The sequence below is a fragment of the Mesorhizobium opportunistum WSM2075 genome (genome assembly GCF_000176035.2).
GTDB classification, from domain to species: domain Bacteria; phylum Pseudomonadota; class Alphaproteobacteria; order Rhizobiales; family Rhizobiaceae; genus Mesorhizobium; species Mesorhizobium opportunistum.
Map to the genome: position 1 here is coordinate 4,626,874 of NC_015675.1, position 24,671 is coordinate 4,651,544.

Below are 24,671 nucleotides of genomic sequence, written 5' to 3' on the forward strand. Positions count from 1 at the left end.
AGAACATATCCGGCAATACGGATGGGAGGCACTGTGAGTGCAAATCATGATGGGGCGAACCTGCTCGAGGTTCGTGGCCTGACCAAGATATTCGGCACACTGACGGCGTGCGATCATATCGATCTCAACATCGCCAGAGGTGAAATCCACGCGCTGCTCGGCGAAAACGGCGCCGGCAAGTCGACGCTGGTCAAGATGCTGTTCGGCTCGCTGGAACCCAATTCCGGCGGGATTTTCTGGAACGGCCAGGCGGTCCGGATCACCAGTCCAGGTGCTGCGAAAAAGCTCGGCATCGGCATGGTGTTCCAGCATTTCTCGCTGTTCGAGGCGCTGACCGCGGCCGAGAACATCGCGCTGTCGCTGGATGACGGCTCGCCGATCAGCAGCATCGCCGCCAAGGCGAGGGCGCTTTCCTACAGCTACGGCCTGCCGCTCGATCCTGAATCGCTGGTAGGCGACCTGTCGGTTGGTGAGCGCCAGCGCATCGAGATCATCCGCTGCCTGCTGCAAACGCCGCAGCTCATCATCCTCGACGAGCCGACCTCGGTGCTGACGCCACAGGAGGCCGACAAGCTGTTCGAGACGCTGGAGCGGCTGCGCGCGGAAGGCAAATCGATCCTCTACATTTCGCACCGGCTGGAAGAGGTCAAACGCATCTGCGACCGCGCGACCGTGCTGCGGCACGGCAAGGTGGTCGGCCACTGCAACCCGCGCGAGGAGACGGCGTCATCGCTGGCCCGCATGATGGTCGGCAACGAAGTGCAGGCCGTGGTGCGCGCGCCGGTCGAGGGGATCGAAACCGCACAGCCGCTGCTCGAAATCCGCAACCTTACCCGCAAACCGGCAACGCCGTTCTCCATTCCGCTCAAGAACATCAGCTTGAATGTCCGCGCCGGCGAGGTGATCGGCATCGCGGGCGTCGCCGGCAATGGCCAGGGCGAGTTCTTCGAATCCGTCTCGGGGGAAGTCCTGCAACAGGATTCTGCCTCGGTGCGCATCCGCGGCAAGGATGCCGGCGGCCTCACCATCACCGGACGGCGGCTGCTGGGTGCCGCCTTCGTGCCGGAAGAGCGCCTCGGCCATGGCGCGGCACCGCGCATGAAACTTTCGGAAAACCTTCTGCTGTCGCGCCATGCAACCGACGGCAAGGCCTTTGTCGGCACCGGCGGCATGGTGAAGAGCGGTGCTGTCTACGCCGCCGCCCAACGCATCATCGAAGCGATGGATGTGCGCAAGAGCGCGCCGGATCCGGAAGCCGCGGCACTTTCGGGCGGCAATCTGCAGAAGTTCATCGTCGGCCGCGAACTCGACCGCCGGCCCAGCGTCATGGTGGTCAACCAGCCGACATGGGGTGTCGATGCCGGTGCCGCCGCTCACATCCGGCAGGCGCTGATCGAACTGTCGCGCAGCGGATCGGCGGTGCTGGTCATCAGCCAGGATCTCGACGAGCTGTTCGAAATATCGGATGCCATCGCCGTCATGCACAATGGCGAACTTTCCAAGCCGCTGCCGATCGCCGAAGCAACCTTCGAGAAGATCGGCTTGCTGATGGGCGGCGCCGAGCCCGGCCACGCCGAACACACGCTGGAGACGGCATGATGCGCCTCGAACTCGTCAAACGCCCGCAGCGCTCGGCGCTGTTTTCGGCACTTTCGCCGTTCATTGCCTTCGCGCTGACGATCATTGCCGGCGCGGTGCTGTTCGCGCTGCTCGGCGTCAACCCGCTGACTGCGTTCCGGATCTATTTCATCGAGCCGATCAGCCAGGTCTGGCAGTTGCATGAGTTGGCGATCAAGGCGGCGCCGCTGATCCTGATCGGCGTCGGCCTGTCCGTCTGCTACAAGGCCAACATCTGGAACATCGGCGCCGAAGGCCAGTTCATCTTCGGCGCCATCTTCGGCTCCGCCATTCCGGTGCTGTTTCCGCAATTCGAAGGGCCGCTGGTGCTGCCGCTGATGCTTCTGCTCGGCATGGTCGGCGGTGCGGCCTACGCGGCGATCCCGGCGCTTTTGAAGACCAAGTTCAACACCAACGAGATCCTGACCAGCCTGATGCTGGTCTATGTCGCCCAGCTCTTCCTCGACTGGCTGGTGCGTGGCCCATGGCGCGATCCGCAAGGCCATGGTTTTCCGCAGACGATCCAGTTCGGCGACTCGGCCGTGCTGCCGGAACTGATGCCCGACGCCGGACGCGCCAATTGGGGTTTCGTCTTCGCGCTGGTTGCCGCGGTGCTGATCTGGATCCTGATGGGCCGCATGCTGAAAGGCTTCGAAGTCCGCGTGCTCGGCTCCAGCCCGAGGGCAGGGCGCTTCGCCGGCTTCGGCCTCAGCCGGATGGTGTTCTTCGCCTTCCTGCTGTCGGGCGCGCTGGCAGGTCTGGCCGGCATCTCGGAAGTCTCCGGCGCCATCGGGCAATTGCAGCCGGTGATCTCGCCCGGGTACGGCTTCACCGCCATCATCGTCGCATTCCTTGGCCGGCTCAATCCGCTCGGCATCGTCGCCGCCGGCCTGGTGCTGGCGCTGACCTATCTCGGTGGCGAGGCGGTGCAAAGCGCGCTCGGCATTTCCGACAAGGTGGCGCGCGTCTTCCAGGGCATGCTGCTGTTCTTCGTGCTCGGCTGCGACACGCTCATCCATTACCGCATCCGCCTGATCGGCCTGGCGCTGACGAAACAGGAAGCTCCTGCAAAGCTCGAAGCCGCGCCAAAGTTGAAGGAAGCCCGCTGATGGACATCACCGTCAACATCCTCCTGACCATCGCCACGGCGGCGACGCCGCTGTTGATCGCGGCGATCGGCGAACTGGTGGTCGAACGTTCTGGCGTGCTCAATCTCGGCGTCGAAGGCATGATGATCATGGGCGCGGTCGGCGGCTTCGGCGCCGGCTACCTGACCGGCTCGCCCTGGATCGGCCTTTTGGCGGCGATCGCCATGGGGGCGGCGTTCTCGCTGCTGTTTGCCGTCATGACGCTGTCGCTGGCCACCAACCAGGTGGCGACCGGCCTGTCGCTGACGCTGCTCGGCCTCGGCCTCTCCGGCATGATCGGGACCAGCTTCGTCGGCCAGCCCGGCGTCAGGTTGCCCAATCTCGATATTCCCGGCCTCAGCTCCATACCCATAGTTGGCAGGCTGCTGTTCGGCCAGGATCCGATCTTCTACATCTCGATCGCGCTGACGGCCGCCGTGATGTGGTTCCTGTTCAAGACCCGCACCGGGCTCACGCTGCGCTCGATCGGCGACAGCCATACCTCGGCGCATGCGCTCGGCATCAGGGTCATCCGCTACCGCTATCTCTCGGTCATCTTCGGCGGCGCCTGCGCCGGCCTTGCCGGCGGCCATCTGTCGCTGGTCTATACGCCGCAGTGGGTCGAGAACATGAGCGCGGGCCGTGGCTGGATCGCGCTGGCGCTGGTGGTGTTCGCGTCATGGCGGCCGTGGCGGGTGCTGGCCGGCGCCTACATCTTCGGCGCGGTGTGGATCGGCCAGCTTCATGCACAGGCTTTTGGCATTCCGGTGCCCTCGCAGATGCTTTCTTCTCTGCCCTATCTGGCAACCGTCGTGGTTCTCGTTCTAATCTCGCGCAACAAGCGTCTGACGATGATGAACACGCCGGCATCCCTGGGGCAGCCATTCGTTCCGGATCGTTGACAACAATAAAAAACGGGAAGCTCCAAGGCTTAACACAGAGAGGTAACACAATGAAAAAACTGCTTATTGCCCTGATGACGACGACAGCGGCCTTGTCGCTGGCGGCGTCAGCGGAGGCTGCCGACAAGTTGAAGGCCTGCTGGGTCTACACCGGCCCGATCGGCGATTTCGGCTACTCCTACCAGCATGATCAGGGCCGGCTCGAAGTCGAGAAGGCGCTCGGCGACAAGGTCGAAACCGCTTACCTGGAGAACGTCTCCGAAGGTCCCGATGCCGACCGTGCCTTCGAGCGGCTGGCGCGCGAGGGCTGCAAGATCATATTCGGCACCTCGTTCGGCTTCATGGACGCCGAAGTGAAGGTCGCCAAGAAGTTCCCGAAGGTGATGTTCGAGCACGCCACCGGCTACAAGACATCGGACAATCTCGGCATCTACAATGCGCGCTTCTATGAAGGCCGCTACGTGCTTGGCCAGATCGCCGCCAAGGAATCGAAGTCCGGCGTCGCCGGCTACATCGTTTCCTTCCCGATCCCGGAAGTGGTGATGGGCATCAACTCCTTCATGCTCGGCGCGCAGTCGATCAACCCGAACTTCAAGGCCAAGATCGTCTGGGTGAACTCCTGGTTCGATCCGGGCAAGGAAGCGGATGCCGCCAAGGCCCTGTTCGACCAGGGCGCCGACATCATTGTCCAGCACACCGATTCGACCGCTGCCCTGCAGGTGGCCGAAGAGCGCAAGCTGCACGGTTTCGGCCAGTCTTCCGACATGATCAAGTTCGCGCCGAACGCGCAGCTGACCTCGCTGACGGACGAATGGGGTCCGTACTATATCAGCCGGGTCCAGGCGGCCATCGACGGCACCTGGAAGCCGGACAATGTCTGGCTCGGCATCAAGGACGGCGCGGTGAAGCTTGCGCCTTACACCAACATGCCCGACGACGTGAAGGCGATGGCCGAGGCGACCGAGAAGAAGATCGCCGGCGGTTGGAACCCCTTCACCGGACCGATCGCCAAGCAGGACGGCTCGGCATGGCTGAAGGACGGCGAAGTCGCCGACGACGGCACGCTTCTTGGCATGAATTTCTACGTCAAGGGTGTCGACGACAAGCTGCCGCAGTAAGCTTGCACGGATCTCGAACGGAAAGGGCGCCGCGCGGCGCCCTTTTTCATTCGGCGGGTTGGGTTCGGCCGGGGGCCGCCCGATACTTTGCCAGCACAATTTCCACGGCATGGCCAAGCCATGTCTTGAGCAACCGTTGGGCGGGCCGTTCCCAGTAACGCCAGACCGTCCAGGAGGCGGCGAGCAGAACCGCGATGCAACCGAATGCCGCGAGCCATTTGCCAACCAACGGTGCGGCGGCATCGATGGCGAGATAGCCGATGTTCTGGTGCAGGAGGTAGAGCGGGTAGGTCAGCCCGCCGAGCGCCATCGTCAGAACGGACGGCCTGACATGATTGCGCAGCAGGACCGCGCCGATCAATGCGCCATGCATGACGACATTGGCGGCCCAGAGAGGATGCTGCGAAACGGCGAGGCCATATTCGTTCAGCATCCAGTGCTGCGTCACCGAAAGCGTTCCGCAGGACAACAGGAACGCTGCGCCAAGCAGCAGCAACGCCGGCAGTGACCGGCCATGCGCATGCAGATGGTGGACCAGCACGCCCGCGGCGAAAAACGGGCCGAACTCGGTGATGAACAACAGCCTTGCCGCATGACTGCCGACGAAGAATTCGTTCAACGCCGATATCGCCAGCCAGATGAAGATCAGCTCAAGCTTGCGCTTCTGAAAAACACCGGTGAGCAGGGCCAGCGTCACCCATCCGTAGAAAACCAGTTCAAGCACGATCGACCAGTAGACGCCGTCCATGAAAGGTTGGCCGAGGGCCGGCGCGAACATCGACAGGTTGGCGGCATACTGCCTGAGAGAGGTTGCAAACAGCGGTGCGCCGACCGAAGCGACGACGATGAAGGTGATCGTCATGCAAAACAGGAACCCGGGATAGAGGCGAACGAAACGGGCGATCGCAAACTGGTGCCAGCTGCGGCTTTCCGCCGACCACGCGATGACGAAGCCGCTGATCAGAAAGAATAGATTGACGCCAAGGTAGCCATAGATGGCGAATGGCGCGGCATCGGGATAGCCCTCGGCGAGAACGCCTTCGGCGGCCGCGCCACGAAAGAAATAGTGGAAGAGCACGACGGCAAGTGCCGCGGCCAGCCTGAGCAGGTCCAGCGTCGCGATGTAATCCTGCCCGGCAGGTCTGGTATCCATCCGAATTCCCGCATTTATGGTCCTGAGACCATAGTGCGGATCGCGGCTGAGCGGGTTAAGAGGCCTGAACCATCGCGAAATTTGGTAAATGGCGGCAGAAGCATCCGACCGGGCGCAATTGTCTGTAACGCAGTTCCGTGACCGCCTTCACAGACGCATTTGCCTTTTTACTTACATATTCATCTTGCCACCCGGACAAAATTGGCCGGCGTTACGAACGTCAGCAGGAGAAAATCTTATGCAATTGAATAAAAAACTCCTAGCCATTATTGGTAGGCGTATTCCAGCCATCTATGACGTCATTCCGCGCGGACCACAGGGGCGGCTTGCACAAATCGCCCTCAATCCTCAGCCGCTCCCGCCTCACGAGCTGGGCGCCGCGATCGCCGACGAATTCGTGCGCCATGCATGGATCGCCGAGCGCGGCGGGCAAGACATGAAAGGGGTGCTGAGCGACCTCGACGATTGGTGCCCGACGCCACCGAAGCTGCCGAAGCTGCCTCCGTGGTGGGGGCCGTTTCCGGAGCCCGAGCCGCGGCCCGAGTGGTTCGTGGATTACCATCTGGGATTTGCCGCGAGGCTGTCGGTGATCGAAGGCCAGTCAGCCGGCACGCGACTGGACAGGACCCTCAACCAGGGCATCGACCGGTCCCTGTCTGCAATCGAGTCCGTGAAGCTCTGACGAAAAAAATGCCAAAACGAGGCGCCGCAAAGGCGCCCTTTCGGCAGCCGTCAAACCGCCGAGCCGTAAAGATCGTAGGCGTCGGCACGGTCGATCTTGACGGTGACGATGTCGCCGGCGCGCAACGGACGGCGCGACTGGATGTGGACCGAGCCGTCGATCTCGGGCGCGTCGTATTTGGTGCGGCCCTTTGCCGATGTGCCGTGCGCTTCGTCGATCAGCACCGGCAGGCGCTTGCCGACCTTCTTGGCGAGCTGCGTCGCCGAGATCTTCTGCTGGCGCTGCATGAAACGATGCCAACGTGCTTCCTTGATCTCCTGCGGCACCTGTTCGAGGCCGAGGTCGTTGGAGCGGGCGCCCCGGACCGGCTCGTATTTGAAGCAGCCGGCGCGGTCGATTTTTGCCTCGTCCAGCCAGTCGAGCAGCATCTCGAAATCGTCGTCCGTCTCACCGGGGAAGCCGACGATGAAGGTCGAGCGGATGGCGAGATCGGGGCACACGTCGCGCCAGCCGCGGATGCGCTCGAGCGTCTTTTCGCCGTGCGCGGGCCGGCGCATGTTCTTCAGCACCTGCGGCGAGGCATGCTGGAACGGGATATCCAGATAGGGGAGGATTTTTCCCTCGGCCATCAGCGGGATGACGTCGGCGACATGCGGGTAGGGGTAGACGTAGTGCATGCGCACCCAGATGCCGAGCTTGCCCAGTTCCTGCGACAAATCGAGGAATTTCGCTCGCACTTCGCGGTCGCCGAACAGCGACGTCTGGTACTTGATGTCGATGCCGTAGGCGCTGGTGTCCTGCGAGATGACGAGCAGTTCCTTGACGCCGGCCTTGGCCAACTTCTCGGCCTCGCGCAGCACGTCGGCAGCGGGCCGCGAGACGAGATCGCCGCGAAGAGCCGGAATGATGCAGAAGGTGCAGCGGTTGTTGCAGCCTTCCGAAATCTTGAGATAGGCATAGTGGCGCGGCGTCAGCTTGACGCCCTGCGGCGGCAAAAGGTCGATATAGGGATCGTGCGAAGGAGGAGCGGCCTCATGCACGGCGGCCATGACGCTCTCATAGGCCTGCGGGCCGGTGATCGCCAGCACGTTTGGATGCTTTTCGCGGATCACGTCCGGCTCGGCGCCGAGGCAGCCGGTGACGATGACCCTGCCGTTTTCCGACAGCGCGGAACCGATGGCGTTGAGCGACTCGTCGCGGGCGGAATCGAGGAAACCGCAGGTGTTGACGACGACAAGATCGGCGCCGTCATGCTTGCGGGCGATCTCATAGCCCTCGGCGCGCAACCGCGTGATGATGCGCTCGGAGTCCACAAGGGCCTTCGGGCATCCAAGGCTGACGAAACTGACGCGGGGGGCGGACATAGGCAAGTTTCCAATGAGGGTACGGGCCGAAACGGGTCCGGCCTCAAGTCGCTATAGATGTCGGTCTGAGGCGCTTGGCACAAGCCAATACGCGCGGCGCAATAGCATGGCTTGCCTGATCAAGCAAACCGGACGACAGGCCAGGACATTGCGAAACGTCGCGAGCAGGGCTGCTCCAGGAGCGGTTAGTGGCCGCCTCCCGGTCCAAACCAGGGCGCCAGGAAGGCGAAGTGATCGGGGAATTGCTGCACGGCGCCATCAAGAAGCATCTTCACCGCGACGTAGAGGATGATCGCCAGGCCGATATAGGCGATCCAGCGATATTTGTGCAGCAGGCGCGCGACAAACGACGCGGCAAAGCCCATCAGCGCGATCGACAAGGCCAGCCCGATGATCAGCACCGTCGGATGGTTCATGGCCGCTCCGGCCACGGCCAGAACATTGTCGAGCGACATCGAAACGTCGGCGATGACAATCTGCCACGCGGCCTGCGAGAAGGTCTTGCTCGGTCCCTTGCCGCCAATGACGCCGTCCTTGTCGAAGTCGCCATTCGACAGCGCTTCGGTCGCATCGCGCTCCTGCTCGTGGCTGACGCGCAGTTCGCGCCACATCTTCCAGCAGACCCAGAGCAGCAGCAGGCCGCCGGCGATGAGCAGAATGGGGCCGATGGTCAGCAGCCATTGCGTGATCAGGGCGAAGAAAATGCGCAGAACCGTGGCCGCCGCGATGCCGACGAGAATGGCCTGTTTGCGCTGGTTGGCGGGCAGGCCCGCCGCGGCGAGGCCGATGACGATGGCATTGTCGCCGGCGAGCGCAAGGTCGATGGCGATGACCTGGAGAAGAGCCGATAAGCCCGCGGCAGTGAATATTTCCATCGACCAGGAGGCCCTTGCTCGTTCGCGCCGAGTGTTCGTCGTCGACTGTCCAGACGGGCCTAAAGGCATGGTCCGCTGGCGTCAAGACGCAGCAATGGACAACGCTTGAAAACCACTTTCATGGCCTTGGCATTACAGGGGCTTCAGCAATCGTCGGCGGACGAGCTAGTCGTAGAGATTGTACTTCGCCCAGTCGGTCTCGGGAATTTCGTCACCGATCCGGTAGCGGAGCTGGAGAACTTCCATATGGTCCGGCCCGGTCTGGCATTTGAATTTCAGCCGGTACCATTGTCCCTTGCTGCGGAACGCCGCACCCGAGCTCTTGATCGCGTCGGCGCTCATCTCGGGCGTCGCGAAGGCATAGGCAACGACTCGGTCGGCCTTGAACTTGCGATCGTCATGCGTGATCCGGTCCAGGACCTCGGCGTCGCAGCGCTGTTCTAGGCGGGTTTGCGGATCGAGTTTCATCAGTCCGGCACGCAATGCGTTGTCCATCGCGCTGGCCGGAAAAGCCAGCGCCAGGGACGCGATGGCCATCATGCAGGGTCTATTCATGGGCGGGACTAGCAGCATATTTTATCTGACAAATCAACCAAGCGGGGCGCTTCATGCTCGGCAAGCGCCCGCTTTCAGGGGGTCGGCGCAATCAAAATCTCGTGTCGTGCTTCATCGTGCGAAGCCTGCGGCCAACGGACCAGCGAGGCGCGGCCGGCATCGGTGAGACCGTAGAGACCGCGGTCGACACGCGCGAACCAACCATAGACATTGTGCTGCAGAATCTTCGGCGCGATCGGTGTCAAGGTCTTCAGGTCGCGCGGCCGCTTGGGTCCATCCATCATCGCGGCGGCGCAGGTGAGGGCGCTCTGGCGGTAGGCGGTCATGATCGGATTGCGCGTCCCGCCGCCCACGACCGGATCGCCGCGACGGCGCTGGTGCTCATCGACGATCCGAGAGCGCTTGCGCGCATTCTTGCGCGGCGCCATTGCGACCGGGCTGAGCAGCACCTCGACCCGGTCGTTCGCGGTCACGCCGAGCAGGCCGAAGCCGAGCCGACGGCAGAGATTGCGGAACCTGGCGTCGCTTTCGCGCCCCTTGCCGCGCGCCGACATGCGTGCCGCCAGCCACACTTCGTCGCAAGCGGCCGCACGGTCGACGCCCTGCAGCACCAGTTCCAGATTGAACTGCAGCTTCAGTTCGCAGATGACCACGACCGGCGGTTCACCCTCGCGCAGCGCGACGATGTCGCAGCCGCCGATTTCCCCTTTCACGACGAAGTCGAGACTTTCGAGGAACCGCTTCACCGGCGCATAGAGTGAGGTCTCGTTCATGCCGCAAGACTTAGCCGATTCGACGCAAAATGCGTGCCCGTGGAAAGGCGCCCTGGCCTCGAGGCAATCAGGCGATGCCGCCAATGTCGGGCAAGACCGGCGGCAACGGGCCGTGCTCCGTCGATGCCGGCTGCCGGGCTTCGGGGCCTGGCGCGACGCGATCCGATGGCTTCTTGCGGCGCATGAACGGATAGCCGACCTGGCCGAAATAGGTGGACGGGATCGGATCGTCGACGCCGTATTTGTCGGGCACCTTGTCGCCGGTGGCATTGTAGGTGCCGAACACCAGATCGAGAAAGGGCAACTGCCCGGCGAAGTTCTTGTCATAGGCTTCGCGCTGGTTGGCATGGTGCCAGCGATGGAACTGCGGGCCGGCGATCAGCCACTTCAACGGGCCGAACGGAATCCGCAGGTTCGAATGAACGAGCATCGTGTGCCCGAGATAGATAAACGAAAAGACGGCGATCGCGCCTTCCGAGAAGCCAAGCAGAAGGATCGGCGTCAGCGATATCGCCTTGGTGACGATTGCGTCGACCGGGTGGGAGTGGAAGGCCCCGAGCCAATCCAGTTCCTCAATGCCGTGGTGAACCGCGTGGAACTTCCAAAGTGCCGGGATCTTGTGAAAGGCCCGATGCGCCCAGTAGACGCCGACATCGGTGATCAGGGTGATTTCGGCAACCTGCAGCCAGATGGGCTGGCCACTGACGGCCTGCGTTACCGATCGCGGGATGAGGATTGCAACGACGCCGAGGATACCCGCCGCCATGATGACCATGGCCACCTTTATGATAAAGGCGTTGAACATCAGATAGAGCAGATCGACACCAAGGCCCTTGCGGAAGATCTTCTGCGGCCGCTCGGCGAACAGATGTTCGAACGGAATGAAGATCAGCGCGCAGATCAACAGCGTCTTGATGCCAAAGATATCCATTCGCCCGCCTATCGCCTCGTCTTTCGACAGCGCCTCCAGCGCTTGCGCTTCCCGAGAGAAGCACATCTCTCCTTTCGAAAGGCTTGATGCCGAGCGTCCGACTATGCCGGGCATGGAGCATGCCGCCCGCCTGCGTGTCACATCGGTGTCGCACGCGGGCGATATAGGGGGAACGCGCGGTCGACGAACGCAGCGTTACGCGCGTCCTCCCAGGACTAACCCCACCGGTCCCTGCCGGCGGGGTTTTTCGTTTCAAGGCCCATGTTGATCAAGAACCATGTTGGCGGCCGCGAGTTGTCCTTGCTATCGTGGCATTTGCAGTCAGCAGGGGATGCCCATCATGGACGCAAATGAAATGAGTGCGATCGGTGACACCCTCATGAGGGTCGTCACGCCCGACATGTCTCCCAAGCAGCTCGTCAAGGCTGCCAAGAAGGAGCATCCCGGCGCCTCGAAGAAGGATATCGCGAGAGCGGCCTTCTTTTCGATTATCGCAAATGCGGATCAGGACGTCGGCAAGACGAGGAACCTGCAGGCATTTGCCATCGCCGAACGCACCCAGAGATCCGACTGAGCAAATCGGACCATCGCCGCACCGCAACGCTTCTCATCGCCGCGGATACGCCGCCCGACCGGCCACAAGCACGAGCTTCAGGAGACCGTGTGGTCCAGGAGTTTTGTGGTCGGGTCACGGCGATGATCGGAATTGGCGCGGTCGATGCCTTCGACGGTGATCGCCATCGTCCCGTTCTCGATCCTTGCGATCCAACCCTTTGCCTTCATATACCAGAGATGAAACTCGAGATGCTCTCGCGGACAGCCTGACAATCGCTCAAGCTCGACATCTCCAATGCCGGGATTGTTGACGTCCTGTCTGCGCTTTACATAAAGGAGCGCGAGCAGTCTGGCTTGAATGACGACGTCACGCTCCATGCCCTTGGTGTTTCCGGCTTCCACGGACAACTCCCGGCTGAGCCCCGCATGGTCCTTGTACTGGATGTCGTACTGCGCACGTTTGACAGGGTCCTTGAGCGTGTTGTGAGCCTCTACGATTTCGCTGAAGCGCGCCTCATTGCCGGTGGCCTGATTGTCGGGGTGGTAACGCATGGCGAAATAACGAAACACCCGTTCCAACGTTTCGGAGTTGGCATTCGGGCTGACTTCGAGAACTTCGTAGTAGTCAATGAACATAGCGGCGCTCCCTCAACGCAATCATATATTCATATTGGCTAAATTAAAGAACGTCCAATGGACAAGTGCGGAACCAAAGCGGTTACGTCAGACCTTTGCTTGCGGCTGTCAAGACTTTGGTCCGGCGTCGATAGCCGGCTAATGCCAGAAGAAGAGAACGGGGTCAGCACGCATTGGACGCGAGCCTGGGTTGGCGCGCCGGTCCCATGGCTCCCGGATCAGTACAGGGAACGGATGGAGGGCAGACACTGGGAATGAACAAGGCCGCCTGCGGACATAACGAAGTTGACACAATCGGCAGGCTGACTTATTTTCGCGTTAGTGGCCACTAACGCGAATAGCTGGACGGCGCTGGGCGACCCGACAAGGCGCACGGTTTTCGAGTTGCTGGTCGAACAGCCTTGTTCGGTCACCGAACTGGCTCATGCCTTGCCCGTCACCCGGTCGGCGGTTTCGCAACACCTGAAGGTGCTCAAGGATGCCGGGCTCGTGGCGGACACCCGCTCCGGCAAGCAACGCATCTACCGGGTTGATCCAGATGGGCTGGCGCGCCTGCGCGCGGAACTTGACCGGTTCTGGAGCAAAACCCTGGCGGCCTACAAGGTTGCCGTCGAGCGGTCATCAGAGGAGCAGAAATGAGCCCGCAAACCGCACCTACATCCGTGAAGCACTCGATCGTCGTCGAAGCCCCCATTGCAACGGCTTTCAAGGTGTTTACCGAGGACTTCAACAGCTTCAAGCCGCGCGAGCACAACCTGCTCGCCGTGCCAATCGCAGAGACAGTCTTCGAGCGTCGGGTAGGGGGCAACATCTATGATCGCGGCATCGACGGCAGCGAGTGCCGATGGGCGCGAGTGCTGGCCTACGAACCGCCCAATCGCCTGCTTCTAAGCTGGGACATCAGTCCCCGGTGGCAGGTCGAAACCGATCTCGACAAGACCAGCGAATGGGAAGTCCGGTTCACCGCCGAAACCGAAAACCGGACTCGGGTCGAGATCGAGCACCGGAAACTTGAGCGGCATGGCGACGGCTGGGAAAGCGTACGCAATGGCGTTGGTGGCGAGCAAGGTTGGCCGCTATATCTGCAGCGGTTCCACGGCCTGTTCTCCCGCTGACATTTTGAGAGGTCGGACATGGAAGCCTATGGGTTGAGTATCGTTGGAATCCTGGCGCTTTGTCTCGTTTCAGTCCTGCTGGCGATTCTCTCGGGCTCGTCCAAGGGGCGAGCAGGTGTCCTGTCTGGGCCAATAGTCCCCGCAGACGACGACAATCTGCTTTACCGGATAGACCGCGTACACCTGAATTCGGTCGAGGCGCTGGCGCCCTTTGTCGTGCCTGCCGTCTTGGCGATGATGGTCGGCGTCGGACCTGTCGTGCTGGCTACACTGGTCTGGCTGCATCTGGCGATCCGCCTTGCTCATTTGGCGATCTACCTGCGCGGCGGCAACGCCGCCAAGGGAGGCAGCGTCAGCACCATCCTGTACGTCTCGGGAGCCCTCGTCACAGCCGTTCTCATCGTCGTGACAGGCTGGGTCGCGATCTAGGGATTGCGCCGGAAAACACTGAACTGGCGAATTTAATGGCGGAGGGAGTGGGATTCGAACCCACGGTGAACTTGCGCCCACGCCGGTTTTCAAGACCGGTGCCTTAAACCGCTCGGCCATCCCTCCGTCGTGATTTTTCAATCACTTGGATAGTACACGTCCGGCGGGTTTTCGTCTGCTGGCATCGGATTGGCACCGAAGGCATTCCCGACCGGTCGCTGTTCATTCCTGTAAAGCGGCATCGAGGGCTGCGTCAACCACCGCTGTGGTGCCTTCCTGCTGTGCCGACAGTTGGTGCGCATAAATGTTCTGCATGACCAGAATTTTAGCGTGACTGGCGGTCGCGTTTCCGCGCGGCCTCACACGGTGCGGGCAAGGCCGAGAAATCTGGCGAGCTCCTACATCGAATAAAGTGTTCCGGAACTATTTTAGCACATGCTGATCGAAACGCGGTTCTTGTGAAAGTTCTGTACATGCGTGTGACGTTCGTCGTGGCAGCGAGATGACCGATCCCAATCAACCCCAGAACGAGCGGCGCTCTCATGCCCGGCAGACCGTTCTGAAGGAAGGGACGATCGTTACCGAGAGTTCGACCATAAAATGCTCGATCAGAAACCAGCATGCTCACGGCGCGGAGCTGAGGGTCGACCCGAGCGCCATTGTTCCCGAACGCTTCATCCTGCTCGTGCCGGCGGATGATGCCCGATACCGTGCGGCGCTCCGATGGAGACGAAACGACCGCCTGGGCGTGCAGATCTATTGAACCGTCCCTTGCCGGCGCCATCCCTCTGGTCAGGCTCGCGACAGCTTACCCAGGTATAATAGGGGCCTTACAAGCGGAGGTATCCATGGTCTCGGCGATTGGAAGTCAGCATCGGCAAACACCGGAAACCCTACTGAAACCCGCAAAGACAGAAACAGGCGAAGGATTTGCGCCGGGCAAAAGCGCAGATAGCGTAGGACATCGCGCCAAGGCCATGGTCGCCGAAACAGGCGATACTGATCCTGGGGCCCAGGGGCGCGCCGCATCGACGATCGCCAGAATGGATATCACCGTTTTGACGCCCCCGAGCGAAGAGCCGCCTTTGGAGTAGGGCGGCTGCCATCGTCTTCTCGATCGACGATATCGGATTTACCACGTCGGGCAGCAAGGCGTGCCGCAACCGCATCGTTGCTCTAACCGCCCAGAGCATCATACCCCATGCGGTCACCTTTTCCCGGCCATACGCGCCGGGCTTTACGCGGTCTGAAGCTGGTCGACAGATCCCGTGCCTGACATTGCTATCAAACGTGCAGCGGCAAACGCGGCCAAAATTACGAAAATAGCCGTCATGTCCAGGAAGGCAGACGACGCAAAAATGCTTGCGCTCTGCTCATAACAGCTTGCGAATTCCATGACGTCTTACCCCTCTGGACCCATTGCATCATGATCCTGCTTCAGACGAAATTCAAGCAGGTGCTAAAATACCCCGGCAAAGATGTTGCCTGGTGGCTTCCCGTCAGGTGGTGACGTAACGCTTCCATCCCTAGATGGATCTCCGGAGACCCGTCAACTCTCACACCGGCGTCGGATTGACCCCGGCAGCCCTCAACTGGGCGCCGAGCTTGGTCCGAGTGGCACAGGCGGCTTTGTCACCGGCAACGCATTTGTTGTTGGCGGCGGACCAATCCAGCAGGGCAGTGTTTATCCAACTGCCAGGCGCGCGTGCCACGCCATAAGGTGTTGGTGGCGCGCCGGTCGCGGCGGCTGTTGCCGCGGCGGCGCCTTTCCCGCGAGGTGCGAGCTTCCAACCGCTGATGATCAGACAGTTCTTCATGTATTGATCCTCGGCGATCGCATTGTCGAGAGCGTTGCCCAGGCCAGCACCGGCAACAAAAGCCGGTGATCCGATCGCAAGATAACCTTGGTCTACCGATCCTTTCCGCATCTCACATTGAGCATGCGCGACCTCAAAGCTAGGCCCATATCCTATCTGCATGTAGTCATCTTGATTGCTAGTCTGGCAGCCACAAATTGCGACAGTGGCACCAAGTGCCATCAACGATTTTATTTTCATTCCCCCAGCCCCTCCCAAGGCTGAATGATCCTCCCTCAAAGCTTATGTCAGCGCAAGGGCAGACAATCATTCCGGCAAACCCTGAAAAGTGCACTATCGGGGCACATATGATTTCCGAGAGTAGATATATACAGGGTTATTACAATTCCCGAGCTTTGGCATGCACCACCACGAACCTACCGAACGATCGGTCCAGGGCTGGCCGTCGGCACAGCAATGGGAGGGCCACAATCTTGCCCGGTTCCGGCCACAATCGGTTAATACCGTGATAAACAATTCCTGTGCACAAAGGATCGGGGTTTCAAGGCGTCGTTGGTGTTGTCGAGTGAGTGCTTTGGCTCCTCCGATGTTCAAACGACGGCGTTTTGAGTGAGACTGTAGGGGATTTCAGGAAAAATGCAGGCTACGACGCATCAGCGTCTTCGTCGCGCTTCCACGCTTGCGCTGCTTGCCGCGTCGGCTGCCTTGCTGGCGGCTTGCGCGTCGCAGCCTGAGCCGAAGGGGATGGTCAATCCCAGGCATCGCTCCAAGGAATATTTCGCCGAAACCGAATATGGCGTGAAGGCAAGCCCGCGTGCTGCCTTCATGCGGCGCGGCGGCGGTCGCGACCAGCTCGGCAAACCCTACCAGGTGCGCGGCAAGTGGTATTATCCCAAGGAAGACAAGCGCTACGCCAAGGTCGGCCTGGCTTCGTGGTATGGCGACGCCTTTCACGGTCGGCTGACCGCCAATGGCGAAGTCTACGACATGACGCATCTGACCGCTGCGCATCCGACCATGCCGCTGCCGAGCTATGCCCGTGTCACCAACATCGAAACCGGCAGCTCGGTCATCGTGCGCGTCAATGACCGGGGGCCGTATCATGAGGGGCGCATCATCGATGTCTCGGAGCGCGCGGCACAGATGCTCGACTACGCCAAGGTCGGTACCGCGAAGGTGAAGGTCGAATATGTCGGTCGTGCGCCGCTCGAGGGCGACGACGACCAGTATCTGATGGCATCCTACCATCCAGGCAACAGGATACCGGATCCGTCGGACGGCTTGCCAACCGGTGTCATGGTGGCCATGAACGGACCGTCGCCGAGCCTGCCGGTGGGTGCTGCCGCCGCACCGTTCCCGGGCCAGCTGACGAATTCCGGAGAGGCGTTCGCGGCGCAGCCGGGCTTGTCGGCGCAAGCGACCGCTTTCGGCGACGTGGTGCTGCCCGACTTCGGACCGATCGTGCCCGAGCGCCCGGAGATCAGCCTGCCGCCGCAATCGCCGTTTGCGGTGGCCTCGCTGTCCTATGCGAATGAACGCGTGCAGCGTGCCGATGTCTTCGCCGCGCTGGACGACAGCGGCATGTCGCCGGCCGACATCCTGCGGTCATGGAAGAAGTCCAATCCGCAGGCGTCGCCGTCCAGTTCCGATTATGTCGCCGCCGGCACCTTCGACGATGCCGCTGAAGCCAAACGCGTGGCGGCGGCACTTCAGCCCTTTGGCCGAACGGAGATCCAGCGTTCCGATCTCGACGGCAATGACTGGTATGCGGTCAATCTCTATCCGAATGGCCATGGCGGCCTGGACGAGATGCTGCAGGCGGCATGGTCGCATGGCGCGCCCGATGCGCTGGCCGTGCGCGACTGATTTCGAGAGCCGGTTTTCCGCTGAACAGTTGATCCGCCGCAGTTGATCCGTCACAGTTGATCCGCATTGGAAAAAGCCCCATAGTTTCACGGGCTTGCCGGGAGAGACCGGCCAACGGGTCGAATTTCATGCAGTTTCGCTTGCTTCAGCCTTTTGCCGGGTTTTTTCTTCTCGGCCTCCTGCTTTCACTCGCTCCGGCCCACGCACAGCTTTTCGAGACCAAGGCCGCACAGGCCTTCATGATCGATGCCGACACCGGCACGGTGCTGTTCTCGAAGGATGCCGACAAGCCGATCCAGCCGGCCTCGATGGCCAAGCTGATGACGATGGAGGTGGTGTTCAACGCCATCAAGTCCGGACGCCTCAAGCTCGACGACACCTTCGTGGTGAGCGAGAACGCCTGGCGCAAGGGCGGCGCCCCGTCTGGAACATCGACCATGTTTGCCAAACTGAAATCGTCCGTCCGCCTGGAGGATTTGATCCAGGGGGTGACCGTGCAGGCCGCGAATGACGGCTGCATCGTCATCGCCGAAGGCATGGCCGGGTCGGAGGACAATTTTGCCGCGCAGATGACAGAACGCGCCCGCCAGATCGGCCTCAAGACATCGACTTTCGTCAATTCGACCGGCCTGCCGGCCGATGGCCAGCAGACAAGCGTGCGCGAGCTGACGCAGCTCGCCCTGCATTTGTGGCGCAATTACCCGGATTTCTATCGCTACTACAGCCTGAAGGATTTCACCTGGAACAAGATCTCGCAGAGGAACCGCAACCCGCTGCTGGCGATGGATATCGGCGCCGATGGCCTGGCCGTGGGGGCGAGCGAGGCGTCCGGTTTCGGCATCGTGGGCTCGGTCAGCCACAACGGCACGCGGGTGATCGCGGCGCTGAGCGGGCTGGCCAACGACAAGGAACGCGCCGAAGAGGCGCGCAAGCTGCTCGACTGGGGCGTTCGCTCCTTCGAGAAAACCGAAATATTCGCCAAGGACGAGGTGGTCGGCGAGGCCCAGGTTTTCGGCGGTGCGAAATCCGGCGTGACGCTGAAGGCAAAAGGGCCGATCGCCATCTTCCTGCCGATCACCAACCGCGACAAGCTGACCGCAAAGATCGTCTATAACGGCCCGGTCGCCGCACCCGTGGAGGAAGGCCAGCCGGTCGGCGCGCTGCGCGTCTGGATCGGCGACACGCTGAGCCAGGAGACACCGCTTTTCGCCGCCGAGTCGATCGGCGTCGGCACGTTGCCGCAGCGCGCGCTCGATGCGGTCAAGGAACTGGCGATCGGCTGGCTGCGATAACGCCGACAGCATGGACGTTTCCCCGAACGCGGACTATCTAGAGCGCAACAATCCACTCCAACATGGACAAAGGCCCTTTCGATTGGCGCGCGGATTTTTCATTACCTTCGAAGGCGGCGAGGGCGCAGGCAAGTCGACGCAGATCGAGCGGCTGGCGAGAAAGATGCGCGCCAAGAAGTATGATGTGCTGCTGACGCGCGAACCTGGCGGTTCGCCGGGCGCCGAAGCGGTCAGGCATGTCCTGCTTTCAGGCGCGGCGGAGCCATTCGGACCGAAGATGGAAGCGCTGCTCTTCGCCGCCGCGCGTTCGGACCATGTCGAGCAGGTCATCCGGCCGGCGGTCGAGCGCGGTTCCATCGTGCTTTGCGATCGTTTCCTGGATTCCTCGCGCGTCTACCAGGGGGTTACCGGCGGCATCGACCCGGCGTTCATGGCGACGCTGGAGCAGGTCGCCATCAACGGCATGATGCCCGACATGACGCTGATCTTCGATATCGACCCGGCAGAGGGTCTCAGGCGCGCGACGCTGCGGCGCGGCAGCGATGACGGCGCCGACCGCTTCGAAAAGGAAACGCTGGCCATCCACCAGGCGCGCCGCGCGGCCTTTCTGGCGATCGCCGCGGCCGAGCCGGAGCGCTGCATCGTCGTCGATGCGTCCGCCAAGCCCGACACTGTGGAGGACGTCGTCACCGCCGCCGTGTTCGCGGCGCTGGAGGCGAGGGCGCCCACGCGCAACAGGCAGGCCGCACCGGTATGATCTTCGAACGCATCGCGCCGGAACAGCACGACACGCTGGACGGCGTGCCCGAACCGTCCGAAACGCCTCGTCTGGTCGGGCATCGGCAGGCCGCGGACATGCTCGCCGCCGCCTATCGATCGGGAAAGCTGCCGCATGCGCTGATCTTCGCCGGGCCGGTCGGCATCGGCAAGGCGACGCTGGCCTTCCATCTCGCACATCATTTGCTGAAGCACCCGGCATTCGGGCAGGCGCCGGAAAGCCTTGCCGTTCCCGATCCGGCCTCGCCGCTGTTCCGCCAGATCGCTACCGGGGCGCACCCGGGCGTGCTGCATCTGACCCGTCCGCTGAACGACAAGACCAAAAGCTTCAAGACCGTCGTCACCGTCGACGAGATCCGCAAGGTCAGCCGCTTCCTGTCACTGACCTCGCATGACGGCAGCTACCGGGTCGTCATCGTCGATCCGGCCGACGACATGAATGCCAATGCCGCCAATGCTTTGCTGAAGAATCTTGAGGAGCCGCCGGCACGAACGCTGTTCGTTCTCATCGTCCACGCGCCAGGCAGCCTGCTGCCGACGATCCGCTCGCGCTGCCAGGTGGTGCGCCTGACGCCGCTCGATGCCGACGAGTTGCTGGCCGTGCTGGAAACCGCCGAGCCGCCGCCACCGGACGATCCGGCCGCGCGGGCGGCGCTCGTCGAACGGGCAGGGGGCAGCGCCCGCAATGCCATCCTTCTCACGCAGTATGGCGGGCTGGAGATCGCCCGGACCCTCGATGGGCTGGTGGCGGCAGGAAAGAGCGATGTCGGCGGCGCCTATCGCCTTGCCGAGGCCGTCGCCGGACGCGACCAGGCGATCCAGTTCGACATCTTCAATCGCCGTGCACTTGATTTGTTGTCAGACGCGGCGAGCCAGGCAGCGCTGTCTGGTGATCTCACTCGGGCCAAAAACCTGTCGGACACTTGGCATGAGGCGCTGGACGCTATATCTGAGACCGACACCTACAATCTCGACAAGAAGCAGCACGCCTTGACCATGATCGACCGCCTGAACTCTGCGATGCGAATGTGACGGCCCCACCGGGATGGCAATCGCCATTCCGATGCGATATCCACCGCCACAGCTTCCATTCAGACATTCATGACGGTTCATTCATGTCACGCGACACATTCTACATCACGACCGCGATTTCCTATCCGAACGGCAAGCCGCATATCGGCCATGCCTACGAGGTGATCGCCACCGACGCGCTGGCGCGCTTCCAGCGCCTCGACGGCAAGCAGGTCTTCTTCCTGACGGGCACCGACGAGCACGGCATCAAGATGCTGCAGACGGCCAAGCGCGAAGGCATTTCGGCGCGCGAACTGGCCGACCGCAATTCAGCCGATTTCAAGCGCATGGCGGCTGCCCTCAACGCTTCCAACGACGATTTCATCCGCACCACGGAAGAACGGCACTACGCCTCATCGCAGGCGATCTGGAAGGCGATGGACGCCAATGGCGACATCTACAAGGGCGGCTATGCCGGCTGGTATTCGGTGCGCGACGAAGCCTATTACGGCGAGGAGGAGACGGAGGTCCGCGCCGACAATGTCCGCTACGGACCGCAGGGCACGCCGGTCGAATGGGTAGAGGAAGAGAGCTATTTCTTCCGACTGTCGGCCTATCAGGACAAGCTGATCGCGCTTTATGAAAGCCAGCCCGACTTCATCGGCCCAGCCGAGCGCCGCAACGAGGTGATGAGCTTCGTCAAATCGGGGTTGAAGGACCTGTCGATCTCGCGCACCACTTTCGATTGGGGCGTGCCTGTGCCCGGCGACGAAAAGCACGTGATGTATGTCTGGGTCGACGCGCTGACAAACTACATCACCGGCGTCGGCTATCCCGATGAAAAAGATGAGAAATGGCGCTTCTGGCCAGCCGATGCCCATATCATCGGAAAGGACATCGTGCGCTTCCACGCGGTCTATTGGCCGGCGTTCCTGATGTCGGCGGGCATCCCGCTGCCGAAGCGCGTCTTCGGCCACGGCTTCCTGTTCAACCGCGGCGAGAAGATGTCGAAATCGGTCGGCAACGTCATCGACCCGTTCACCATGGTCGAACACTACGGTCTCGACCAGGTGCGCTACTTCTTCCTGCGCGAAGTGCCGTTCGGCCAGGACGGCAGCTACAGCCATGAAGCGATCGTCAATCGCACCAACGCCGATCTCGCCAATGGGCTCGGCAACCTGGCGCAGCGTTCGCTGTCGATGATCGCCAAGAACTGCGGCGGCGTGGTGCCGAAGCGTGGCGACCTGACGGAGGCCGACAGCGCGATCCTCGATCAGGCGGTGGCGGCTCTTGCCACGGCCCGAAAGGCCATGGCCGGGCAGGGCATTCATCTTGCATTGGCGGCGATCTTCGATGTGGTGGCGGAAGCCGATCGCTACTTCGCCGGACAGGCACCATGGGCGCTGAAAAAGACCGATCCGGAGCGCATGGAAACGGTGCTGTGGACGACCGCCGAGGTGGTCCGGCGCGTGACGGTGCTGTGCCAGCCCTTTGTCCCGGGATCGGCCGCGAAGCTGCTCGATCTGCTGGCGGTGCCGGCGGACAAGCGTGATTTCGAGCATGTCCATGCCGACCATGCGCTTGTGCCCGGCACGGCATTGCCCGTGCCGGAGGGCGTCTTTCCACGCTATGTCGAACAGCCGGGCGTGAACGCCTGATGCTTGTCGACAGCCACTGCCATCTGGATTTTCCAGATTTCGCCGAGGAGCGGGCGGCCATTGTCGCCCGCGCCAAAGCGGCCGGAATCGGCCGCATGGTGACAATCTCGACCCGCGTGAAACGGTTTCAGCAAATCCTTGAAATCGCGGAATCTTTCGACGAGGTCTACTGTTCGGTCGGCACCCATCCGCACAACGCCGCCGAAGAACTCGACGTCACCACCGCCGATCTTGTCCGCCTGTCGGCTCATCCCAAGGTGGTGGCGATCGGCGAGGCCGGGCTCGATTACTTTTACGACAAGGCGCCACGCGATGCGCAGGCGCAGGGATTTCGCGCTCACATTGCCGCCGCGCGCGAGACCGGGCTGCCCCTGGTCATCCATTCGCGTGATGCGGACGACGACATGGCGGCCATACTCGAAGACGAAACCGGGAAGGGCACCTTCCCCTTCATCCTGCATTGCTTTTCCTCGGGGCGCCGGCTGGCCGAGGTCGGCGTCGCGCTCGGCGGCTATGTGTCGTTCTCGGGCATCCTGACCTTCAAGAATTCAGTCGAATTGCGCGCCATCGCCGCCAATGTCCCGCATGACCGCCTGCTCGTCGAAACCGACGCGCCATACCTGGCGCCGGTGCCGTTTCGCGGCAAGCGCAACGAGCCGGCCTATGTCGCGCAGACCGCCAAGGTGTTGGCTGAAACGATCGGCGTCAGCGAGGCTGAAATCGCCACGTCGACGACCAACAATTTCTTCCGTCTGTTCGGCAAGATGCCGCGACCTGTCGAACAAAGCGCCTGAACGATGACTGACCTGCTGCGCCTCACCATTCTCGGCTGCGGCTCGTCGCCGGGTACGCCGCGCATCACCGGCGACTGGGGCAATTGCGACCCGGACAATCCGAGAAACCGGCGCATGCGCACCGCTGTCCTGGTCGAACGGATCAAGGCCAATGGCAACCGCACCACCGTCGTCATCGACACCGGACCGGATTTCCGCCAGCAGATGCTGCTGGCGTCGGTCAAGCGCATCGATGCCGCCGTCTACACGCACCCGCATGCCGACCATATCCACGGCATCGACGATCTGCGCGGCTTCGTCCTCGACCAGCGTCACCGGATCGATGTCCATGCCGACCAGCCGACAATGCTGCGGCTGCGCCAGGCGTTCGGCTATTGCTTCGAGACGCCGCCAGGCAGTTCCTATCCGCCGATCGTCGACGCCCATATCATCGATCACGCAAAGCCTGTCGTGATCGAAGGCGAGGGGGGCACCCTCACCCTCGAGCCATTGCCACAGATCCATGGCGACATCATCTCGCTCGGCTTCCGCATCGGCGCGCTCGCCTATTGCCCTGATATCAGCGATTTTCCGGACGCCACCGTCGAGCGGCTGCGCGACCTCGACGTGCTGATCATCGACGCGCTGCAGTACAGGACACACCCGAGCCACCTGTCGCTTGGCCAGGCGCTGGAGTGGATCGAACGGCTGGCGCCCAGACACTCTGTCTTGACGCATATGCATGTGCCGCTCGACTACGCCACGGTGATGGCTGAAACACCCGACGGCATCGAGCCCGCCTATGACGGCATGGTGATCGAAATCCCTTATGAAACAGCGTGATAAGCACGCTTTCTCATTTGGCCACTTGCTTCTTCGGTTGGAATATCAGCAGCGTGCCGATCCGCTCAAAGCCCATGCGATTGTATAGCAGCGCTCCGGCGTGGGTCGCAGCCAGCACCGAGCATGTCGACCCATGGGCCCGGTCGTCGAACAGCATTTTCGACAACAGCGCCTGGCCAATGCCGCGACGCCGGTGCGAAGGCTCGACATACATGGCCGCGCACCACGTGGCGCCCACGGCGTCTATGCTGCGCACGCGTCCAACGATGTCGTCGCCATCGACCGCCACATATTGGCGGAACGGCGCGCCGTCGCCGAGCAATTCGTCCGGGATCGGCCGCCTGCGCACGATCTTTGCCAACTGCGCTGCCCGTTCGGCTGTCCGCACGCGTTCGATCGAGACGACTGCCGGCGGGCTTGGAATCTGGCGCAATGGCTGGACGAAGAAGCCTTCCGTCCGTAGCAGCCGGTAGCCGAGAGCCTTGTAAGCGGTTCGCGTCAGCCCGTCCGCTTCGTCGTTCGCGATCACGACGGACATGGTGAAACCCGGCCGCGCATGCTGCCGCACGATCGTATCGGCCTGCTGGGCGGCAACGTCATGGACGACCCATTCCTCGCTGCGGTACTCGCGAGGATTCTTGCGCTCGGCATCGCGCATCAGCCACAATGGCCCGACACGGCTGGCCTCATAAGGAAAGGTGCGGCTTTTGTCGGTGCTGTATCCATGTACGAACACCTCGATCGCCGAATCCATCTCACGCTTTGCTGTCGTCATTCGCACAGCGTAGCGTTGACCATTCAC

General features: G+C 62.1%; 27 protein-coding genes and 1 tRNA gene. 18 read left to right on the plus strand and 10 right to left on the minus strand.

Annotated features, from left to right (window positions below; genetic code table 11):
• Positions 1-21 precede the first annotated feature (21 nt).
• The 4 genes from MESOP_RS22220 to MESOP_RS22235 are packed head-to-tail and all read left to right on the plus strand — an operon-like array spanning position 22 to position 4,764.
• Complete coding sequence (locus MESOP_RS22220) at positions 22-1,599, plus strand: ABC transporter ATP-binding protein (RefSeq protein WP_041164228.1); 1,578 nt, start codon at positions 22-24, stop codon at positions 1,597-1,599.
• Positions 1,596-2,726 carry an ABC transporter permease gene (locus tag MESOP_RS22225; protein ID WP_013895592.1) on the plus strand — a complete coding sequence of 377 codons (1,131 nt, stop codon included), beginning with the start codon at positions 1,596-1,598 and terminating at the stop codon, positions 2,724-2,726. The genes MESOP_RS22220 and MESOP_RS22225 overlap by 4 nt, the downstream gene beginning before the upstream one ends.
• Positions 2,726-3,646 (plus strand): ABC transporter permease, encoded by a 921-nt coding sequence (locus tag MESOP_RS22230; RefSeq protein WP_013895593.1) that lies wholly within the window; start codon positions 2,726-2,728, stop codon positions 3,644-3,646. The genes MESOP_RS22225 and MESOP_RS22230 overlap by 1 nt, the downstream gene beginning before the upstream one ends.
• A gap of 50 nt (positions 3,647-3,696) precedes the next feature.
• Complete coding sequence (locus MESOP_RS22235) at positions 3,697-4,764, plus strand: BMP family ABC transporter substrate-binding protein (RefSeq protein ID WP_013895594.1); 1,068 nt, start codon at positions 3,697-3,699, stop codon at positions 4,762-4,764.
• 46 nt (positions 4,765-4,810) lie between these two features.
• On the opposite strand, the gene MESOP_RS22240 is transcribed toward MESOP_RS22235, so the two are convergent.
• Complete coding sequence (locus MESOP_RS22240) at positions 4,811-5,917, minus strand: acyltransferase family protein (RefSeq protein WP_013895595.1); 1,107 nt, start codon at positions 5,915-5,917, stop codon at positions 4,811-4,813.
• Positions 5,918-6,155: 238 nt separating this feature from the next.
• On the opposite strand from MESOP_RS22240, the gene MESOP_RS22245 reads away from it, so the two are divergent.
• Entirely contained in the window at positions 6,156-6,599 is a 444-nt protein-coding gene (locus MESOP_RS22245) for a hypothetical protein (RefSeq protein ID WP_013895596.1), read from the plus strand.
• A gap of 50 nt (positions 6,600-6,649) precedes the next feature.
• Here the strand turns inward: MESOP_RS22245 and rimO are convergent, their stop codons facing one another.
• The 5 genes from rimO to MESOP_RS22270 all read right to left on the minus strand — a co-directional run bounded on the left by rimO (position 6,650) and on the right by MESOP_RS22270 (position 11,097).
• Complete coding sequence (rimO, locus tag MESOP_RS22250; RefSeq protein WP_013895597.1) at positions 6,650-7,963, minus strand: 30S ribosomal protein S12 methylthiotransferase RimO; 1,314 nt, start codon at positions 7,961-7,963, stop codon at positions 6,650-6,652.
• A 185-nt stretch (positions 7,964-8,148) separates the two neighbouring features.
• Positions 8,149-8,838 carry a TerC family protein gene (locus MESOP_RS22255; protein WP_013895598.1) on the minus strand — a complete coding sequence of 230 codons (690 nt, stop codon included), beginning with the start codon at positions 8,836-8,838 and terminating at the stop codon, positions 8,149-8,151.
• A 165-nt stretch (positions 8,839-9,003) separates the two neighbouring features.
• Positions 9,004-9,411: a DUF930 domain-containing protein gene (locus MESOP_RS22260; protein WP_032927719.1), complete on the minus strand. Its 408-nt coding sequence runs from the start codon at positions 9,409-9,411 to the stop codon at positions 9,004-9,006.
• 56 nt (positions 9,412-9,467) lie between these two features.
• On the minus strand, positions 9,468-10,166 hold the full coding sequence (locus tag MESOP_RS22265; protein ID WP_013895600.1) for a DUF2161 domain-containing phosphodiesterase: 699 nt from the start codon (positions 10,164-10,166) through the stop codon (positions 9,468-9,470).
• A 67-nt stretch (positions 10,167-10,233) separates the two neighbouring features.
• Entirely contained in the window at positions 10,234-11,097 is an 864-nt protein-coding gene (locus MESOP_RS22270; RefSeq protein ID WP_083833390.1) for a sterol desaturase family protein, read from the minus strand.
• A gap of 340 nt (positions 11,098-11,437) precedes the next feature.
• Here MESOP_RS22270 and MESOP_RS22275 point away from each other — a divergent pair, with 340 nt between their 5' ends.
• Positions 11,438-11,671, plus strand: coding sequence for a hypothetical protein (locus MESOP_RS22275; RefSeq protein ID WP_013895602.1), 234 nt, complete (start codon positions 11,438-11,440; stop codon positions 11,669-11,671).
• Positions 11,672-11,748: 77 nt separating this feature from the next.
• On the opposite strand, the gene MESOP_RS22280 is transcribed toward MESOP_RS22275, so the two are convergent.
• A complete protein-coding gene (locus MESOP_RS22280; protein ID WP_013895603.1) occupies positions 11,749-12,288 on the minus strand; it encodes a DnaJ domain-containing protein in 540 nt (179 codons plus the stop codon).
• A gap of 321 nt (positions 12,289-12,609) precedes the next feature.
• Here MESOP_RS22280 and MESOP_RS36040 point away from each other — a divergent pair, with 321 nt between their 5' ends.
• From MESOP_RS36040 to MESOP_RS22295, 3 genes are read left to right on the plus strand one after another with little or no spacing between them, the layout of a single operon-like run.
• Positions 12,610-12,927, plus strand: a complete 318-nt coding sequence (locus MESOP_RS36040) for an ArsR/SmtB family transcription factor (protein WP_013895604.1) — start codon at positions 12,610-12,612, stop codon at positions 12,925-12,927.
• The gene (locus MESOP_RS36045) at positions 12,924-13,403 is read left to right on the plus strand and encodes an SRPBCC family protein (RefSeq protein WP_013895605.1); all 480 of its coding nucleotides are present in this window, start codon (positions 12,924-12,926) and stop codon (positions 13,401-13,403) included. The genes MESOP_RS36040 and MESOP_RS36045 overlap by 4 nt, the downstream gene beginning before the upstream one ends.
• 33 nt (positions 13,404-13,436) lie before the next feature.
• Positions 13,437-13,832 (plus strand): MAPEG family protein, encoded by a 396-nt coding sequence (locus tag MESOP_RS22295; RefSeq protein ID WP_245264941.1) that lies wholly within the window; start codon positions 13,437-13,439, stop codon positions 13,830-13,832.
• A gap of 36 nt (positions 13,833-13,868) precedes the next feature.
• Here MESOP_RS22295 and MESOP_RS22300 read toward each other — a convergent pair.
• Positions 13,869-13,958: transfer RNA gene (locus tag MESOP_RS22300), tRNA-Ser, on the minus strand.
• Positions 13,959-14,334: 376 nt separating this feature from the next.
• On the opposite strand from MESOP_RS22300, the gene MESOP_RS22305 reads away from it, so the two are divergent.
• Both MESOP_RS22305 and MESOP_RS33955 read left to right on the plus strand, forming a co-directional pair.
• A complete protein-coding gene (locus MESOP_RS22305; RefSeq protein ID WP_013895607.1) occupies positions 14,335-14,595 on the plus strand; it encodes a hypothetical protein in 261 nt (86 codons plus the stop codon).
• Between the two features lie 85 nt (positions 14,596-14,680).
• Positions 14,681-14,926, plus strand: a complete 246-nt coding sequence (locus MESOP_RS33955) for a hypothetical protein (RefSeq protein WP_013895608.1) — start codon at positions 14,681-14,683, stop codon at positions 14,924-14,926.
• Between the two features lie 462 nt (positions 14,927-15,388).
• Here the strand turns inward: MESOP_RS33955 and MESOP_RS22315 are convergent, their stop codons facing one another.
• Positions 15,389-15,889: a hypothetical protein gene (locus tag MESOP_RS22315; protein ID WP_140569814.1), complete on the minus strand. Its 501-nt coding sequence runs from the start codon at positions 15,887-15,889 to the stop codon at positions 15,389-15,391.
• 396 nt (positions 15,890-16,285) lie between these two features.
• Between MESOP_RS22315 and MESOP_RS22320 the strand changes: the two genes are divergently transcribed.
• The 7 genes from MESOP_RS22320 to MESOP_RS22350 all read left to right on the plus strand — a co-directional run bounded on the left by MESOP_RS22320 (position 16,286) and on the right by MESOP_RS22350 (position 23,869).
• Complete coding sequence (locus MESOP_RS22320; RefSeq protein ID WP_013895610.1) at positions 16,286-17,515, plus strand: septal ring lytic transglycosylase RlpA family protein; 1,230 nt, start codon at positions 16,286-16,288, stop codon at positions 17,513-17,515.
• A gap of 128 nt (positions 17,516-17,643) precedes the next feature.
• Entirely contained in the window at positions 17,644-18,807 is a 1,164-nt protein-coding gene (locus MESOP_RS22325; protein WP_013895611.1) for a D-alanyl-D-alanine carboxypeptidase family protein, read from the plus strand.
• An 82-nt stretch (positions 18,808-18,889) separates the two neighbouring features.
• Positions 18,890-19,564 (plus strand): dTMP kinase, encoded by a 675-nt coding sequence (tmk, locus tag MESOP_RS22330; protein ID WP_013895612.1) that lies wholly within the window; start codon positions 18,890-18,892, stop codon positions 19,562-19,564.
• Positions 19,561-20,616: a DNA polymerase III subunit delta' gene (locus MESOP_RS22335; RefSeq protein WP_013895613.1), complete on the plus strand. Its 1,056-nt coding sequence runs from the start codon at positions 19,561-19,563 to the stop codon at positions 20,614-20,616. Before tmk ends, MESOP_RS22335 begins: the two co-directional genes overlap by 4 nt.
• Before the next feature lie 83 nt (positions 20,617-20,699).
• On the plus strand, positions 20,700-22,253 hold the full coding sequence (gene metG, locus MESOP_RS22340; protein ID WP_013895614.1) for a methionine--tRNA ligase: 1,554 nt from the start codon (positions 20,700-20,702) through the stop codon (positions 22,251-22,253).
• Entirely contained in the window at positions 22,253-23,047 is a 795-nt protein-coding gene (locus MESOP_RS22345) for a TatD family hydrolase (RefSeq protein WP_013895615.1), read from the plus strand. Before metG ends, MESOP_RS22345 begins: the two co-directional genes overlap by 1 nt.
• A gap of 3 nt (positions 23,048-23,050) precedes the next feature.
• On the plus strand, positions 23,051-23,869 hold the full coding sequence (locus tag MESOP_RS22350; protein ID WP_013895616.1) for an MBL fold metallo-hydrolase: 819 nt from the start codon (positions 23,051-23,053) through the stop codon (positions 23,867-23,869).
• Positions 23,870-23,882: 13 nt separating this feature from the next.
• Here MESOP_RS22350 and MESOP_RS22355 read toward each other — a convergent pair whose 3' ends face one another.
• On the minus strand, positions 23,883-24,644 hold the full coding sequence (locus MESOP_RS22355) for a GNAT family N-acetyltransferase (protein ID WP_041164232.1): 762 nt from the start codon (positions 24,642-24,644) through the stop codon (positions 23,883-23,885).
• Positions 24,645-24,671: the final 27 nt, after the last annotated feature.